The organism is Burkholderia sp. 10_S31 (genome assembly GCF_056930375.1).
Genome location: NZ_JBXOWK010000003.1, coordinates 2,677,564 through 2,692,874 on the forward strand (window position 1 = coordinate 2,677,564; position 15,311 = coordinate 2,692,874).

The following is a 15,311-nucleotide window of genomic DNA, read 5'->3' on the forward strand; positions in this document are numbered from 1 at the left end:
CGGTACGGCGCTCGCACCGGCGCCGCACCACGCATTGGACGGCGCCGGCGCGCCATCGTTCGCATCACGCGGCGAGACCGTGTGCGCGCACGACGTCGATGAAGCCGGCAAGCACGGGGCTGACATCCCCCGTGCGCCACACGAGGCCCGTCTCGACGACCGGCGCGTCGCCGGCGAGCGGCCGGTAGACCACGCCGGTGCGCCGCAGGTTACGCAGCGACTGCGGCACCAGTGCGACACCCATGCCGGCCGACACGAGGCTGACGATCGTCTGCATCTGGATCGCCTCCTGGCCGATGCGCGGGGTTTCCCCCGCCGCGCCGTAGCAGCCCGTAATGATGTCATAAAAGCCGGGCGCCAAACGGCGCGGGAAGATCACGAGCGGCAACGCGGCCAGCTCGGCCAGATGCACGGGTTCGTCTTCGGGCACGTCCGGCGCCGCGGCCGCCGGCATCGCGACCACCAGCGGCTCGCGCACGACCGGCAGGTACGACAGCCCGGCCGCATGGCGCGGCGGCACGGGCGGAATCACGAGCCCCGCGTCGATGCGGCCCGCGACGAGTTCGTCGATCTGCACGTCGCTCGTCGCCTCCGCGAGCTGCAGCCGCACCTGCGGATAGCGCGCGCCGAACGCGCGCAGCAGCGACGGCAGCAGCCCGTAATCGGCGGTCGACACGAACGCGAGCGACAGCGAACCGGCTTCGCCGCGCGCGAGGCGCCGTGCGAGCGGCGGCAGCGCGTCGGCCGACGCGAGCAGCCTGCGCACGTCGGGCAGCAGCGCGGCACCCACCGCCGTCAGCGCAACCGAGCGCTTGGTGCGCACGAACAGCGCGACACCGAGCGCATCCTCGAGCGCCCGGATCGCCTGCGACAGCGGCGGCTGCGTCATCGACAGGCGCTCGGCTGCGCGGCCGAAATGGCGCTCGTCGGCGACGGTCACGAAATAGCGCCACTGGCGCAGGTCGGGTGTCGGGTCGGCCATGCTTCACTCATTCGCAAAACGACTTAATAGGCGACAAATAATATATTGGACATCCCAAACCGGAAACTCCATTCTTGACTGATCCGAACCGGCGCGCCGTTCGCGGGCGTCGCCAATACAACGATGGAGCTCCCCATGCCGTACAACCGTCGCTCGAAGCACATCACGCAAGGCGTGGCCCGTTCGCCGAACCGCTCGATGTATTACGCACTCGGCTATCAGAAGGACGATTTCGACAAGCCGATGATCGGCATCGCGAACGGCCACTCGACGATCACGCCGTGCAACTCGGGCCTGCAGCGGCTGTCGGACGCGGCCGTCGCGGCAGTCAAGGCGGCCGACGCGAACCCGCAGATCTTCGGCACGCCGACGATTTCCGACGGCATGTCGATGGGCACCGAGGGGATGAAGTACTCGCTGGTGTCGCGCGAAGTGATCGCCGACTGCATCGAGACCTGCGTGCAGGGCCAGTGGATGGACGGCGTGGTGGTGGTCGGCGGCTGCGACAAGAACATGCCGGGCGGGATGATCGCGCTCGCGCGCCTGAACGTGCCGGGCATCTACGTGTACGGCGGCACGATCCGCCCCGGTCACTGGAAGGGCCGCGACCTGACGATCGTGTCGTCGTTCGAGGCGGTCGGCGAGTTCACCGCGGGCCGGATGTCGCAGGAGGATTTCGAGGGAGTCGAGCAGAACGCGTGCCCGACATCGGGGTCGTGCGGCGGGATGTACACCGCGAACACGATGAGTTCGTCGTTCGAGGCGCTCGGCATGTCGCTGATGTACTCGTCGACCATGGCGAACCCCGACCAGGAGAAGGTCGATTCGGCCGCCGAATCGGCGCGCGTGCTGGTCGAGGCGGTGAAGCGCGACCTGAAGCCGCGCGACATCATCACGAAGGCGTCGATCGAGAACGCGGTGTCGCTGATCATGGCAACCGGCGGCTCCACCAACGCGGTGCTGCACTATCTCGCGATCGCGCACGCGGCGGAGGTCGACTGGACGATCGACGACTTCGAGCGCATCCGCAAGCGCGTGCCGGTGATCTGCGACCTGAAGCCTTCGGGCCAGTACGTCGCGACCGACCTGCACGCAGCCGGCGGCATTCCGCAGGTGCTGCGGATCCTGCTCGATGCGGGGCTGCTGCACGGCGACTGCATGACGATCACCGGCCGCACGATCGCCGAGGAGCTGAAGGACGTGCCGGGCGTGCCGCGCGCGGACCAGAACGTGATCTTCCCGATCGATCGCGCACTGTACAAGGAAGGCCATCTCGCGATCCTGAAGGGCAACCTCGCGGAAGACGGTGCGGTCGCAAAGATCAGCGGCCTGAAGAACCCCGTGATCACGGGCCCGGCGCGCGTGTTCGACGACGAGCAAAGCGCGATGGACGCGATCCTCGGCGACCGGATTCGCGCCGGCGACGTGCTGGTGCTGCGCTATCTCGGCCCGCAGGGCGGCCCCGGCATGCCGGAAATGCTCGCGCCGACGTCGGCGATCATCGGCAAGGGGCTCGGCGAATCGGTCGGCTTCATCACGGACGGCCGCTTCTCGGGCGGCACCTGGGGAATGGTGGTCGGCCACGTCGCGCCCGAGGCGTTCGTCGGCGGCACGATTGCGCTCGTGCAGGAAGGCGATTCGATCACGATCGATGCGCACCGGCTGGTGCTGCAGCTGAACGTCGACGACGCGGAACTCGCGCGCCGGCGCGCTGCGTGGAAGCAGCCGGCGCCGCGCTACACGCGCGGCGTGCTCGCCAAGTACGCGGCCCTCGCGCGTCCGGCGAACAAGGGCGCCGTCACCGGCTGACGCGGCGCGCGGGGCATGCGACCCCATTGCAGGCGGCCGCCGGGAAAACGCGCAAAACGTGCTTTCCCTTTGCTTTTATAATGCGCGAATCGTGAAGCCGGCCGTCCCCCGCCGGCGGAGAACTGCATGAAACAGACGATATTGCGCGCGCTGCTCGTGGCGCTGCTGACCGGCAGCGCGGCGGCGGCCCACGCCGACCAGGCCGGCAACGGGCTCGCGCTCGCACAGCGCAAGAACTGCATGGCCTGCCATGCGGTCGGCAAGCTGCTGATGGGCCCATCGTTCCATGACATCGCCGGCAAGTACGCGGCACGCGCCGACGCCGTCGATTACCTCGCGCAATCGATCGTGAAGGGCAGTGTCGGGGTGTGGGGCAGCGTGCCGATGCCCGCCAATACGCAGCTGACGAGCGCCGAAGCACACACGCTCGCGCAGTGGGTGCTGTCGCTGCATTGAATTGGACCGGATGAGCGGGCGGCGTGCATGCACGCCGCGCTTCCCGTCGGGCACTGTCCCGCTCTCCTCGACATGACCGGCTCGGCGACCCGTCATTGACGATGAACGGAACCGCACCCGCGGTTCCGGCGCACGAACGATCGTGCGCTCAGCCAGAATGACCGGTCTGGCGACGGGCGATCTCTTCGTCGACCGCGTCGCGAACCCACTCCATCACTTCGGTTTCGAGCGCCAACGCCACTTCGCGCGTGATCTGGCCGACCAGCCAGGCCGTATGGTCGTGCAGCGCATCGCGGCAGCGGGCCTCGATCGCCTCGCGCCCTTCCCCGGTCAGATAATTCGTCAGCCGATTGCGCAGACGCTCGGCAATACGCTGCGCGTCCTCCGGCGTCAGCGCGGCGGCCGCAGGCGTGTCCGGCTGCGATACGCCGGCGAGCTGATCCGTAGCCAGCCCGTCGGCAGCCGGTGCGAGCCCATGCGGCAGCACCGCTTCGTCGGCCTCGCGCGGCGCCGCCGCGGCAAAGGCGGGCTGCTGCGTGTCATCGGTGGCCAGTGCGGAGCGCAGCGGCGCCTGCATCCCACCAGACTCTTCGGCGACGATGTGTCCGGCGGCACCGGGTTGCGCCGGTGCGTCGCTGTCTCCGGGCAATTCGACGGTCGGGACGTCCGGCGTCGGCACCGGCTCGACCACCACGGATTCGGGGTCGGGTCCCACGTATTCCGATGCGGCGGACGGCGTGGCCGGATGGCCCGGCGCGACCACGTCGGTCAGCGCCGGCACGGCGGCATCGTCGCTCGGCGGCGCATCGGCCGCGGACGAACGCTCCGGCGCCGGCTTGCCCGGCACCAGCACGTCGGTCAGCGTCGGAATCGAAGAAGATTCGGCTTGTGTCACGGGGATGCTCCGTCGACGGTTTCGGCTAGCTGCCCTGCTTGTAGTTGTTCAGCGCGTATCCGCGATCGCGGTAGAAGCGGTAGCGGTCGCGGCCCGCGGCCAGTTCGTCCGGCGCGTTGCCGACCACTTCGAGCAGGCGCTCGAAACGGGCGAACTGCGCGGGCACGGCCGCACCGAGGTTCAGCAGCACATGGTGATGCGGCGCCTGGTCGAGATCGGCGGTCAGCACGATCGGCGTGCCGGCCGCGTGCGCGCTGTCGACGCCGCAATGCGGGATGAAATCGAGCGGCGAGAACGTCCAGAGCCGCTCGTCGAGCGCGCGCAGGCGCGCGGGTTCCGCGAGCACGACGACCGGCTGCCCGGCCTGATAGGCCTTGCGCAGCAGCCGGCATGCATACGCGAGCGAATCGCCGACGTTCGAATGGAAATCGATTCGCGTCATTGCCCGCGTACCCGCATCGTCGTAAGACCTGCCATCACTATCACTGGCCGGCGCGGTCGATCAGGAACTGCGCGAGCAGCGGCACCGGACGGCCGGTCGCGCCCTTCGCCGCGCCCCCCTTCCATGCGGTACCGGCGATGTCCAGGTGCGCCCACGGATAGCTTTCCGTGAAGCGCGACAGGAAGCACGCCGCCGTCACGGCACCGGCCGGACGCCCGCCGATGTTCGCGATGTCCGCGAAATTCGACTTCAGCTGATCCTGGTACTCGTCGTCGAGCGGCATGCGCCATGCCGGGTCGTTCGCTTCGCGCGATGCGTCGAGCAGTTCGCCCGCGAGTGCATCGTCCTTCGAGAACAAGCCGCTGTTATGGGCGCCGAGCGCGATCACGCATGCGCCCGTCAGCGTCGCCACGTCGATCACCGCGGCCGGCTTGAAGCGCTCCGCATAAGTCAGCGCGTCGCACAGGATCAGGCGACCCTCGGCGTCGGTGTTCAGCACCTCGATCGTCAACCCCTTCATGCTGGTGACGATATCGCCCGGCTTCGTCGCGTTGCCGCCCGGCATGTTCTCGCAGGTCGGCACGATCGCGACCACGTTGATCTTCAGGCCCATTTCGGCGACTGCACGCATCGTGCCGAGCACCGAACCGGCGCCGCACATGTCGTACTTCATCTCGTCCATGCCCTCACCCGGCTTCAGCGAGATGCCGCCCGTGTCGAACGTGATGCCCTTGCCGACCAGCACGACCGGCGCGGCCTTCGCGGCGGCACCCTGGTAATGGAGCACGATGAACTGCGGCGGCTCGACCGACGCGCGCGCCACCGACAGGAACGAGCCCATCTTGAGCGCCTGGATCTGCTTCAGGCCGAGCACCTCGGCCTTCAGACCCCAATCCTTCGCGATCTTCTTCGCGGTGTTGCCGAGATAGGTCGGCGTGCACACGTTGCCGGGCAGGTTGCCCAGATCGCGCGTGAGATCCATCCCGTTCGCGAGCGCGACGGCCTGCTTGACCGCCAGCTTCGCCGCCTTTTCATCGGCCGGATCGACGCTGAACACGACTCGCTTGAGCGTATGCGACGCCGGTTCCGGCTTGCTCTTCATCTGCGTGAAGCGGTAGGTTTCGTTGCGCAGCGCGAGAATCGCCGCACGCACGCCCCAGTCGGAGCCGCGCTCGTCGACCGGCAGCTGCGCGAGCGTGAACGTGACCTGGACGACCTTGGTCGCCAGCAGCGCGCGCCATGCGGCCGTCGCTGCATCGTTGTAGGCTTTCTGGTTGAAAGCATCCTGCTTGCCGAGCCCGACGAGCAGCACGCGCGACGCGCCGATGCCCGATACCTCGGGGAGGAACAGCGTCTTGCCGCGCTTGCCGTCCATGTCGCCGGCCTTCACCACGCGCGAGATCAGCCCCTTGGTGGCCGTGTCGATGTCGAGCGCTGCGCCTGAAAGGGTCTGCGCCTCGAAGATGCCGAGCACGATGCAATCGGACTTCCCGGTCAGGAACCCCTTGGCCTCGCCTTTGCTCCAATCACAGCCTTTTATGCTAAAGTCCATCGCGCTTGTCCTCGGATAAAATCTGGGCTAAGGATGAAAGCCGCAATTATCCGCTATTTTTCCCGTGGCGGCGCGAGCGCTCCACCACGCGTGCGCAGCCTCCCGCCCTCTTCTCATCAAGAATGATCTTCGAACGCTCCCTCCAGCGCGAGCTTGCGTATACGGCTGGCGCCGTGTTCATGGTGCTGCTCACGATCATGCTCACGACGATGATGATCCGCATCGTCGGTTACGCTGCGTCCGGCGAAATCGATCCGCGGGACGTCCTCGTGCTGATCGGCCTCACCGTGATCGGCTATCTCGCCGTGATGCTCGTCGTCACGCTGTTCGTGTCGATCCTGTTCGTGCTGACTCGGTGGTACCGGGACTCCGAAATGGTGGTCTGGCTCGCGTCGGGCGTGAGCCTCACGCGCCTGATCAAGCCGATCGGCGTGTTCGCCACGCCGATCGTCCTGCTGATCGCGTTCTTCGCGTTCGTCGGCTGGCCGTGGTCGAACCAGCAGAGCAAGATGATCAAGGCACGCTTCCAGCAGCGCGACGAGATCTCGCTGCTCGCACCCGGCCAGTTCCGCGAATCGGCCGCGAATCATCGCGTGTTCTTCATCGAGAAGATGTCGCCGGACCAGAGCAAGGTGCAGAACGTGTTCGTCACGTCGACCGAGAACGGCAAGGTCAATATCGTCGTATCGCACACGGGCCATACGGAAACGAAGGACGGCGATCGCTTCGTCGTGCTGGAAGACGGCCGCCGCTACGACGGCACGCCGGGCCAGCCGAACTTCAAGATCATGGAGTTCCAGCGCTACGGCGTGAAGATCACAAGCACGCCGGTCACCAACGTGCCGACCACCAACAGCACGCCCACGCCCGACCTGCTGCGCAACCCGACGCGCGACAACCTCGCGGAATTCGCGTGGCGCGCGGGGCTGCCGCTGATCGCGATCAACCTGATGGTGCTCGGGATTCCGCTGTCGTACCAGAACCCGCGCCGCAGCCGCACGATCAACCTCGTGATGGCCGTGCTGATCTACCTCACGTACTCGAACCTGCTGAACGTCGTGCAGGCACAGATCGAGCAGGGCAAGATGTCGTTCGGCGTCGGCCTCGTCGGCCTGCACCTGGTCGTCGCGGTGATCGTCGCGTTCATCTTCTGGTTGCGCGTGCGCAATCGTCCGCTGTTTCCACGCGCGCTGTTCGGCCGCTCGGGAGCATGATCGATGCGGCTCTATGAAAAATATTTCGCGCGGCAGATCTACGTCACGTTCGTCTTCATCCTGTTCGCGTTCTCGGGCCTGTTCTTCTTCTTCGACCTGATCAGCGAACTGAACTCGGTCGGGCACGGCAACTACAAGTTCGGCTACGCGGTGCTGCGCGTTGCGCTGCAAACCCCGTCGCGCTTTTACGAGATCATCCCGGTCGCCGCGCTGATCAGCGCGATCTACGTGTTCGCGCAGATGGCCGCGAACTCGGAATTCACGATCTTCCGCGTGTCGGGCCTCGCGACCAACCAGGCGCTGCGCTCGCTGCTGAAAATCGGCATTCCGCTCGTGATCATCACCTACCTGATCGGCGAATTCGTCGGCCCGTACGCCGACCAGCTGTCCGAACGCGTGCGGCTGCAGGCGCTCGGCGCGTCGGTGTCGTCGAACTTCCAGTCGGGAGTGTGGGTGAAGGACACACTCGCGGCCCGCGAGAACGGCGAGCAGGTCACGCGCTTCGTCAACGTCGGCAGCCTGTCGCCCGACTCGACGATCAGCAACGTGCGCATCTACGAGTTCGACTCGAAATTCCAGCTGCAGAACGTGCGGATCGCGCAGACGGGCCGCTACGAGCCGCCCGGCCACTGGCTGCTCAAGGGCGTCACCGAAACCGAACTGACGCCGATCAAGCCGATCAGCGGCCAGCCGACGGATGCGCTGAACCCCGTGTACCGGTCGCAACAGGTGACGCTGCCCGAATACCGGCTGCGCTCGGACCTGACGCCGCAGATCCTGTCGGTGCTGCTCGTGTCGCCGGAACGGATGTCGCTCATCAATCTGTTCCGCTACATCCAGCACTTGCGCGAGAACCAGCAGGACACGCAGCGCTACGACATCGCGCTGTGGCGCAAGCTGCTCTACCCGTTCGCGGTGTTCGTGATGCTCGTGCTGTCGCTGCCGTTCGCGTACCTGCATACGCGCGCCGGCGTGGTCGGCGTGAAGGTGTTCGGCGGCATCATGCTCGGCATGAGCTTCCAGCTGCTCAACACGCTGTTCTCGCACATCGGCACGCTGAATACGTGGCCCGCGCCGCTGACCGCGGCGACGCCGGGCCTCATCTATCTCGCGCTCGGCCTGTTCGCGCTCAAGTGGGTCGACCGGCACTGAGCGCCGTCACGACGGAGGCTTCGACATGAGTTCGCATGGCATCGTCCTGTTCGGCCACGGCGCACGCGATCCGCGCTGGGCCGAGCCGTTCGAACGGCTGGCCGCACGGCTGCGCGGCGCCGGCGCCTCCCCGCCGCACGTGTCGCTCGCGTTCCTCGAACTGATGACGCCGTCGCTCGACGCAGCCGTCGCCGCGCAGGTCGCGGCCGGCTGCACGCGTATCACCGTGGTGCCCGTATTCTTCGGCCAGGGCGGCCATGTCCGTCGCGACCTGCCGCAACTCGTCGACGCCTGCCGCGCCGCGCATCCGGGGGTCGAGATCCGTTGCGCGACGGCCGTCGGGGAAGACGACGGCGTGCTCGACGCCATCGCACGCTACTGCATCGACCAGGTCGGCCGCGACGCGTAAGCGAATCGGCGGCCCCAAAACAAAAAAGCGCTGGCTTCGGTGAAGCCAGCGCTTTTTTTCAGCCTGCGGACCGGCGTCAATCCGGCGGCCATCGATGCATCGCTTGCCGCACGGACCGCGCCTTCGACTCAAGCCGCGTCCCGCAACGCGTCGCCCTCTTTCGCGAGCCGCACGCGTTCGGCGAACGCATCGCCGATCATCAGCAGGCTCGGTTCCGCCGGGTCGAGCCACGTCTGCGCGTCGCCCGCCGCCATCTGCGCAAGCGTCAGCGTCAGCGTGCGTTCGCGCGCGGTGCTGCATGCCTCGACGATCGCCACCGGCGTCGCGGGCGCGCGGCCCGCGTCGATCAGTTCCTGCGCGATGCCGGGCGCGCTGTCGCGGCCCATGTAGTAGACGATCGAATCGGCGCGCGCCGCCTCGCGAATCTCGTCGCTGCCCGGTGCGCGGCTGTGCGTCGCGAACGCGACGCTGCGCGACACGCCGCGCAACGTCAGCGAGCGCTTCAGCGTCGCCGCGCCGGCCAGCGCCGCGGTGATGCCCGGCACGACCTCGTAGTCGATGCCGGCCGCCTCGAGCGCGCGCATTTCCTCTTCGGCGCGACCGAACAGCATCGGGTCGCCGCCCTTCAGCCGCACGACGCAACCATGCTCGCGCGCCGCGTCGACGATCTGCTTGTTGATGAAGTGCTGCGCGGTCGAACGCTGCCCGCAGCGCTTGCCGACCGCGATCTTCCGCGCGTTTGGCGCGTAGTCGAGCATCGCCGGCTCGACGAGCGCGTCGTGCAGCACCACGTCGGCTTGCTCGAGCAGCCGCGCGCCACGCACCGTGATGAGGTCCGCGGCGCCCGGCCCTGCTCCGATCAGATACACCTTGCCCATGTTTGTCGCTTCGCTTGTCCTGCTCGTGCGGACGGCGGCCGGCCCGCGCCGCCGCGAGGGCGGCGCTAACCGCCGGTTATGCCGGTTATGCCGGTTACGCCGAGAACGCCCGGATCATGCCGGCGGCGACCGTGTGGTGCGTCGCCTCGTCGATCAGCACGAACGCGCCCGTGCCCGGATGCGCGTCGTACGTGTCGCAGACGATCGGCTTCTGCAGCGTCAGCGCGACGCGGCCGATGTCGTTCATCTTCAGCTCCTGGCGGTCGGTCGCGTGCGACAGCGTATGCACGTCGAGCACTTCCTTGACCGCGCCGATCTTCGCGAACACCGTGCTCGTGGTCTGCTTGAGCAGGTACTTGCGCTGCGGCGACAGCGGCGTCTCGTCGAACCAGCACAGGTCCGCCTCGAGCTTCTTCGCCGGCGCGACCGGCTCGGCGGTCGTGACGAACATGTCGCCGCGCGACACGTCGACGTCCTCTGCGAGGCGAATCGTCACCGTCTGGCCCGCGAATGCATGCGCGACGGACGCGGTGCCGCCCGGCACCGGCGCGACGATCTCGGCGACCGTCGCGGTGCGGTTCGACGGCAGCACGATGATTTCGTCGCCGACCTTCACCTCGCCCGACTCGATCCGGCCCATGTAGCCGCGGAAATCGTCGGCCGAGCTGCCGTCCTGGCGTGCGACCCACTGCACCGGGAAGCGCAGCGCGTCATGCGCCTGCGTCTCGACCGGCAGCGATTCGAGCACGTCGAGCAGCGGCTCGCCCGCGTACCACGGCATGCGCTCGCTCGCGCCGACGATGTTGTCGCCCTTCAGCGCCGACACCGGCACGAAACGCACGTCGGTCAGGCCGAGCTGCTTCGCGAGCGCGACGTACGCGTCGCGAATCTCGTTGAAGCGCGCTTCGCTGTAGTCGACGAGGTCCATCTTGTTGATCGCGACGATCACGTGCTGCAGCGCGAGCAGCTTCACGATCGCGCTGTGGCGCTTCGTTTGCGGCAGCAGTTCCGCGACGCCGTTCTCGATCGTCACGCGCGTCGCGTCGACCAGGATGATCGCCGCGTGTGCGGTAGACGCACCCGTCACCATGTTGCGCGTGTACTGCTCGTGGCCCGGCGTGTCGGCGATGATGAACTTGCGCTTCGCGGTCGCGAAATAGCGGTATGCGACGTCGATCGTGATGCCCTGCTCGCGCTCGGCCTCGAGCCCGTCCGTCAGCAGCGCGAGGTCGATCTCGTCGCCGACGGTGCGCTTGTTCTTCGCGCGCGACAGCGCGGACAGCTGGTCGGACAGCACGGCCTTGCTGTCGTACAGCAGGCGGCCGATCAGCGTGCTCTTGCCGTCGTCGACGCTGCCTGCGGTGATGAAGCGCAGCACGCCGAGGTCTTCGGTGTTCTCGATGATGCTCATGATGTGAATGTCCTCGTGTGCTTCAGAAATAACCTTGCTTCTTGCGCTGTTCCATCGCGGCTTCGGAGGCCTGGTCGTCCATCCGGGTCGCGCCGCGTTCGGTGATCTCGGTCACCGCCGTCTCGGCGATGATCTTCTCGACGTCGTCCGCATCGCTCGCAACCGGGCACGTGCAGGAAATGTCGCCGACCGTGCGGAAACGCACCTGCGCAAGCTCGCTCGTCTCGCCGTCACGCATCGGCGTGAGCGGCGTGACCGGCACGAGCAGCCCGTTGCGGCGCACGATCTCGCGCTGGTGCGCGTAGTAGATCGACGGCAGTTCGAGGTTCTCGCGCGCGATGTACTGCCACACGTCGAGTTCGGTCCAGTTCGAGATCGGGAACACGCGCAGGTGCTCGCCCTTGTGCAGGCGGGCGTTGTACAGGCTCCACAGTTCCGGGCGCTGCGCCTTCGGATCCCACTGGCCGAATTCGTCGCGGAACGAGAAGATCCGCTCCTTCGCACGCGCCTTCTCTTCGTCGCGGCGCGCGCCGCCGATCAGCGCGGTATAGCCGTGCTGTTCGATCGTCTCGAGCAGCGTGACGGCCTGCGCGGCGTTGCGCGAATCGGTTTCGCGGCGCAGCACGACCGTGCCGCGCTTGATCGAATCCTCGACATGGCCGACCACGAGCTCGGCGCCGAGCTCCTGCGCACGACGGTCGCGGAAGTCGATCACTTCCTCGTAGTTGTGGCCCGTGTCGATGTGCACGAGCGGGAACGGCAGCGTGGTCTTGCGGTTCGCGCCGAGGCCGAATGCCTTCAGCGCGAGGTGCAGCACGACGACCGAATCCTTGCCGCCCGAGAACAACAGCGCCGGCTTGCTGCACTCGGCGACCAGCTCGCGCAGGATGTGGATCGACTCGGCTTCGAGCCAGTCGAGGTGGCCCATGCGGCTGTCGGCACCGGTGGGCGGGGCAAAGGCGGATTGCTCGAGCGTCGTGCTCATGATTTCAGTCCTTCTCTTCTGGGTTCGTGCCGCCCGCTGTCGCAGGCGGCGCAATATTCGGTTTCTTGTCGGCTTTCAGTTCGCGGCGCCGGCAACGGCTGTCGCGGGAATCGGCGTGATCGTGATGTGCAGCCCGCATTCCTTCGTGTCGCGCGACTCCCACCACCAGCGGCCCGCCCGGCTGTCCTCGCCGGGACGGATCGCGCGCGTGCATGGCTCGCAACCGATGCTCGGGTAGCCACGCGCATGCAGCGGGTTGACCGGCACGTCGAACGCCTTCAGGTAAGCCCACACGTCGGTTTCCGTCCAGTCGGCGAGCGGGTTGTACTTCGCGATCCCGCGCGCTTCGTCCTGTTCTTCCTCGTGCAGCTCCGCACGCGTGACCGACTGCTCGCGACGCTGGCCCGTGACCCACGCGCCGACGTCGGCCAGCGCGCGGTTCAGCGGTTCGACCTTGCGGATGTGGCAGCACGACTTGCGCAGCTCGACGCTTTCGTAGAACGCGTTCAGGCCGTGCTCGGCGACGTACTGGTCGACCGCGTCCTGCTGCGGGTGAAACTGCTCGATCTCGTAGCCGTAGCGCTCGCGCACGCGGTCGATCATGCCCAGCGTTTCCGCGTGCAGGCGGCCGGTGTTCAGCGAGAAGATGCCGATCGACACGCCCTTCGACAGGATCGCGTGCGTGAGCAGCATGTCTTCCGCGGCGAGGCTGCTCGCGAACTTCACCTTCTCGTGCCGTGCGCCGATCTGCGCGAGCAGCGCGTCGAGGCGCTCGACCTTCGCGGCGAGTTCCGGGCTCAGTGCGGTCGCGCTGCTCATGCGCTCACCTTGGTGTCGACTGCCGCGGTGCGGCGGCGGAACAGCGGCGCCGGCTCGTCGAATGCGCCCTGGTAACGCTGCGTGAACTCGCCGAACGCATTCAGCGCGTCGTGGATGTCCTTGTCGGCACGCACCGCGAACGCGTCGAAGCCGCAACGCGACATATACAGCAGCTGGTCGCGCAGCACATCGCCGATCGCGCGCAGCTCGCCGTTCCAGCCGTGGCGCTCGCGCAGCAGGCGGCCGATGCTGTAGCCGCGGCCGTCCGCGAAGCGCGGGAATTCGACGGCGATCAGCGAGATCGCATCGAAATCGGCCACGAGATCGGCCGGCTCGCCGTCCGGCGCGAGCCACACGCCGAGTTCGTCCTTCGTCTTCGTGGCGACGAGCGCCGCGCGCTCGGCCTGCCACAGGGTGAACGGCACCAGCACCTTGCCGGCCGGCAATGCGTCGACCGCGGGCAGCGCACCGTCTTCCGCCGCGCGCACGACCTGCCATGCGTCGTCGATCACTGCGCGGTTCTTGATAATCGAAGCCATCTGCAAATTCCCTCTACCCGGTTGGTTACGCGTTCACTGCCTGGCGCGCCGCATACACGCGCTCCTTGAACGGTGCGATGCCGATGCGGTCGTACGTGTCGATGAAGCGCTCGCCGTCGATGCGCGTCTCGACGAACGTGTCGATCAGCTTCGCGATCACGTCCGGCACTTCTTCCGCCGAGAACGACGGCCCGATCACGCGGCCGAGACGCGCGCCGTTCTGGCCCGTGCCCTGCTCGCCGCCGAGCGACACCTGGTACCACTCGGCGCCGTCCTTGTCGACACCGAGGATGCCGATGTTGCCCACGTGGTGATGGCCGCACGAGTTCATGCAACCGGAAATGTTCAGCGACAGGTCGCCGAGGTCGTACACGTAGTCCAGATCGTCGAAACGCTGCTGAATCGCCAGCGCGATCGGGATCGACTTCGCGTTCGCGAGCGAGCAGAAGTCGCCGCCCGGGCACGCGATGATGTCGGTCAGCAGGCCGATGTTCGGCGTCGCGAAACCGGCCGCCTTCGCCTTTTCCCACACCGCGAACAGGTCGCGCTTCTTCACGTTCGCGAGAATCAGGTTCTGCTCGTGCGACACGCGCAGTTCGCCGAACGAGTACGCGTCGGCCCAGTCGGCCACCAGGTCCATCTGCGCGTCGGTCGCATCGCCCGGGGCCACGCGATGGTCCTTCAGCGACAGCGTGACAGCGGCATAGCCCGGCACCTTGTGCGGTGCGACGTTGCGCTCGACCCAACGCGCGAACGCCTTGTTCTCGAGCAGGTGCTGTTCGAACGACGCATCGGTGTCGGCGAGCTTCTCGTAGACGGGCGGCTGGAAGTATTGCGACACGCGGTCGAGTTCGGCCTGCGTGAGCGTCGACGGGCCGTCCTTCAGGTGCTGCCACTCTTCCTCGACCTGCTGCGCGAACTTCGCGGGCGACAGCGCCTTCACGAGGATCTTGATACGCGCCTTGTACAGGTTGTCGCGGCGGCCGTAGCGGTTGTATACGCGCAGCACGGCTTCGCAGTAGGTGATCAGGTGCTGCCACGGCAGGTCTTCCTTGATCACCGCACCGACGATCGGCGTACGGCCGAGGCCGCCGCCCGCGAGGATGCTCGCGACCACTTCGCCCTGCGCGTTCTTCTTCAGGTACACGCCGAGGTCGTGAATCTGCACGGCCGCGCGGTCGTCCTTCGAGCCGGACACCGCGATCTTGAACTTGCGCGGCAGCCATGCGAATTCGGGATGGAACGTCGACCACTGGCGCAGGATCTCGGACCACGGACGCGGATCGATCTCCTCGTCCTGCGCGACACCGGCGAACTGGTCGGCCGTGATGTTGCGGATGCAGTTGCCCGACGTCTGGATCGCGTGCATCTGCACCGACGCGAGCTTCGCGAGGATCTCGGGCGTGTCTTCCAGCTCGACCCAGTTGAACTGGATGTTCGAGCGGGTCGAGAAGTGGCCGTAGCCGCGGTCGTGTTCGCGGGCGATGCGCGCCAGCATGCGGAGCTGCTCGCTGCGCAGGTTGCCGTACGGAATCGCGATGCGGTGCATGTACGCGTGGCGCTGCATGTACAGGCCGTTCTGCAGGCGCAGCGGACGGAACTCGTCTTCGCTCAACTCGCCCGACAGGCGGCGGCGCACCTGATCGCGGTACTGTGCGACTCGCTCGTCGACGATCGTCTGGTCGTACTGGTCGTACTGATACATTCGGGGACCCCAGGGTTTTCGTGGTGACTGCGCGACGTCCTAGCCACGTCGCGCCCGAATCTC

The 15,311-nt window shown here is 67.1% G+C and carries 15 protein-coding genes; 5 read left to right on the plus strand and 10 right to left on the minus strand.

Annotated features, from left to right (window positions below; all coding sequences use genetic code 11):
- Nucleotides 1–64: 64 nt before the first annotated feature.
- Nucleotides 65–982 carry a LysR family transcriptional regulator gene (locus tag AC1Z3W_RS32585; protein WP_057926034.1) on the minus strand — a complete coding sequence of 306 codons (918 nt, stop codon included), beginning with the start codon at nt 980–982 and terminating at the stop codon, nt 65–67.
- 135 nt (nt 983–1,117) lie between these two features.
- Here AC1Z3W_RS32585 and ilvD point away from each other — a divergent pair, with 135 nt between their 5' ends.
- Nucleotides 1,118–2,791, plus strand: coding sequence for a dihydroxy-acid dehydratase (gene ilvD / locus AC1Z3W_RS32590; RefSeq protein WP_124834441.1), 1,674 nt, complete (start codon nt 1,118–1,120; stop codon nt 2,789–2,791).
- A gap of 126 nt (nt 2,792–2,917) precedes the next feature.
- Nucleotides 2,918–3,247 (plus strand): c-type cytochrome, encoded by a 330-nt coding sequence (locus tag AC1Z3W_RS32595; RefSeq protein ID WP_124834442.1) that lies wholly within the window; start codon nt 2,918–2,920, stop codon nt 3,245–3,247.
- Nucleotides 3,248–3,395: 148 nt separating this feature from the next.
- Here the strand turns inward: AC1Z3W_RS32595 and AC1Z3W_RS32600 are convergent, their stop codons facing one another.
- From AC1Z3W_RS32600 to AC1Z3W_RS32610, 3 genes are read right to left on the minus strand one after another with little or no spacing between them, the layout of a single operon-like run.
- A complete protein-coding gene (locus AC1Z3W_RS32600; RefSeq protein ID WP_483509313.1) occupies nt 3,396–4,142 on the minus strand; it encodes a DUF2486 family protein in 747 nt (248 codons plus the stop codon).
- A 25-nt stretch (nt 4,143–4,167) separates the two neighbouring features.
- Entirely contained in the window at nt 4,168–4,584 is a 417-nt protein-coding gene (locus AC1Z3W_RS32605) for a DNA polymerase III subunit chi (protein WP_057926038.1), read from the minus strand.
- Nucleotides 4,585–4,624: 40 nt separating this feature from the next.
- On the minus strand, nt 4,625–6,136 hold the full coding sequence (locus tag AC1Z3W_RS32610; RefSeq protein WP_057926039.1) for a leucyl aminopeptidase: 1,512 nt from the start codon (nt 6,134–6,136) through the stop codon (nt 4,625–4,627).
- A 122-nt stretch (nt 6,137–6,258) separates the two neighbouring features.
- Here AC1Z3W_RS32610 and lptF point away from each other — a divergent pair, with 122 nt between their 5' ends.
- Genes lptF through AC1Z3W_RS32625 form a run of 3 tightly spaced genes read left to right on the plus strand, consistent with a single transcriptional unit; the run spans nt 6,259 to nt 8,911 of the window.
- Entirely contained in the window at nt 6,259–7,350 is a 1,092-nt protein-coding gene (lptF, locus tag AC1Z3W_RS32615; protein WP_175825074.1) for an LPS export ABC transporter permease LptF, read from the plus strand.
- A 3-nt stretch (nt 7,351–7,353) separates the two neighbouring features.
- Complete coding sequence (lptG, locus tag AC1Z3W_RS32620) at nt 7,354–8,502, plus strand: LPS export ABC transporter permease LptG (protein ID WP_057926041.1); 1,149 nt, start codon at nt 7,354–7,356, stop codon at nt 8,500–8,502.
- A 25-nt stretch (nt 8,503–8,527) separates the two neighbouring features.
- Complete coding sequence (locus tag AC1Z3W_RS32625) at nt 8,528–8,911, plus strand: sirohydrochlorin chelatase (RefSeq protein WP_057926042.1); 384 nt, start codon at nt 8,528–8,530, stop codon at nt 8,909–8,911.
- A gap of 128 nt (nt 8,912–9,039) precedes the next feature.
- On the opposite strand, the gene cobA is transcribed toward AC1Z3W_RS32625, so the two are convergent.
- The 6 genes from cobA to AC1Z3W_RS32655 all read right to left on the minus strand — a co-directional run bounded on the left by cobA (nt 9,040) and on the right by AC1Z3W_RS32655 (nt 15,248).
- On the minus strand, nt 9,040–9,789 hold the full coding sequence (gene cobA, locus AC1Z3W_RS32630; protein WP_175825073.1) for a uroporphyrinogen-III C-methyltransferase: 750 nt from the start codon (nt 9,787–9,789) through the stop codon (nt 9,040–9,042).
- 94 nt (nt 9,790–9,883) lie between these two features.
- Nucleotides 9,884–11,200 carry a sulfate adenylyltransferase subunit 1 gene (locus AC1Z3W_RS32635; RefSeq protein ID WP_057926044.1) on the minus strand — a complete coding sequence of 439 codons (1,317 nt, stop codon included), beginning with the start codon at nt 11,198–11,200 and terminating at the stop codon, nt 9,884–9,886.
- A gap of 22 nt (nt 11,201–11,222) precedes the next feature.
- Nucleotides 11,223–12,185 (minus strand): sulfate adenylyltransferase subunit CysD, encoded by a 963-nt coding sequence (gene cysD / locus AC1Z3W_RS32640; RefSeq protein ID WP_057926045.1) that lies wholly within the window; start codon nt 12,183–12,185, stop codon nt 11,223–11,225.
- A gap of 75 nt (nt 12,186–12,260) precedes the next feature.
- Nucleotides 12,261–13,004 (minus strand): phosphoadenylyl-sulfate reductase, encoded by a 744-nt coding sequence (locus tag AC1Z3W_RS32645; protein WP_057926046.1) that lies wholly within the window; start codon nt 13,002–13,004, stop codon nt 12,261–12,263.
- Nucleotides 13,001–13,543, minus strand: coding sequence for a DUF934 domain-containing protein (locus tag AC1Z3W_RS32650; RefSeq protein ID WP_124834445.1), 543 nt, complete (start codon nt 13,541–13,543; stop codon nt 13,001–13,003). The genes AC1Z3W_RS32645 and AC1Z3W_RS32650 overlap by 4 nt, the downstream gene beginning before the upstream one ends.
- Before the next feature lie 25 nt (nt 13,544–13,568).
- Nucleotides 13,569–15,248: a nitrite/sulfite reductase gene (locus AC1Z3W_RS32655; RefSeq protein WP_175825072.1), complete on the minus strand. Its 1,680-nt coding sequence runs from the start codon at nt 15,246–15,248 to the stop codon at nt 13,569–13,571.
- Between the last annotated feature and the right edge of the window lie 63 nt (nt 15,249–15,311).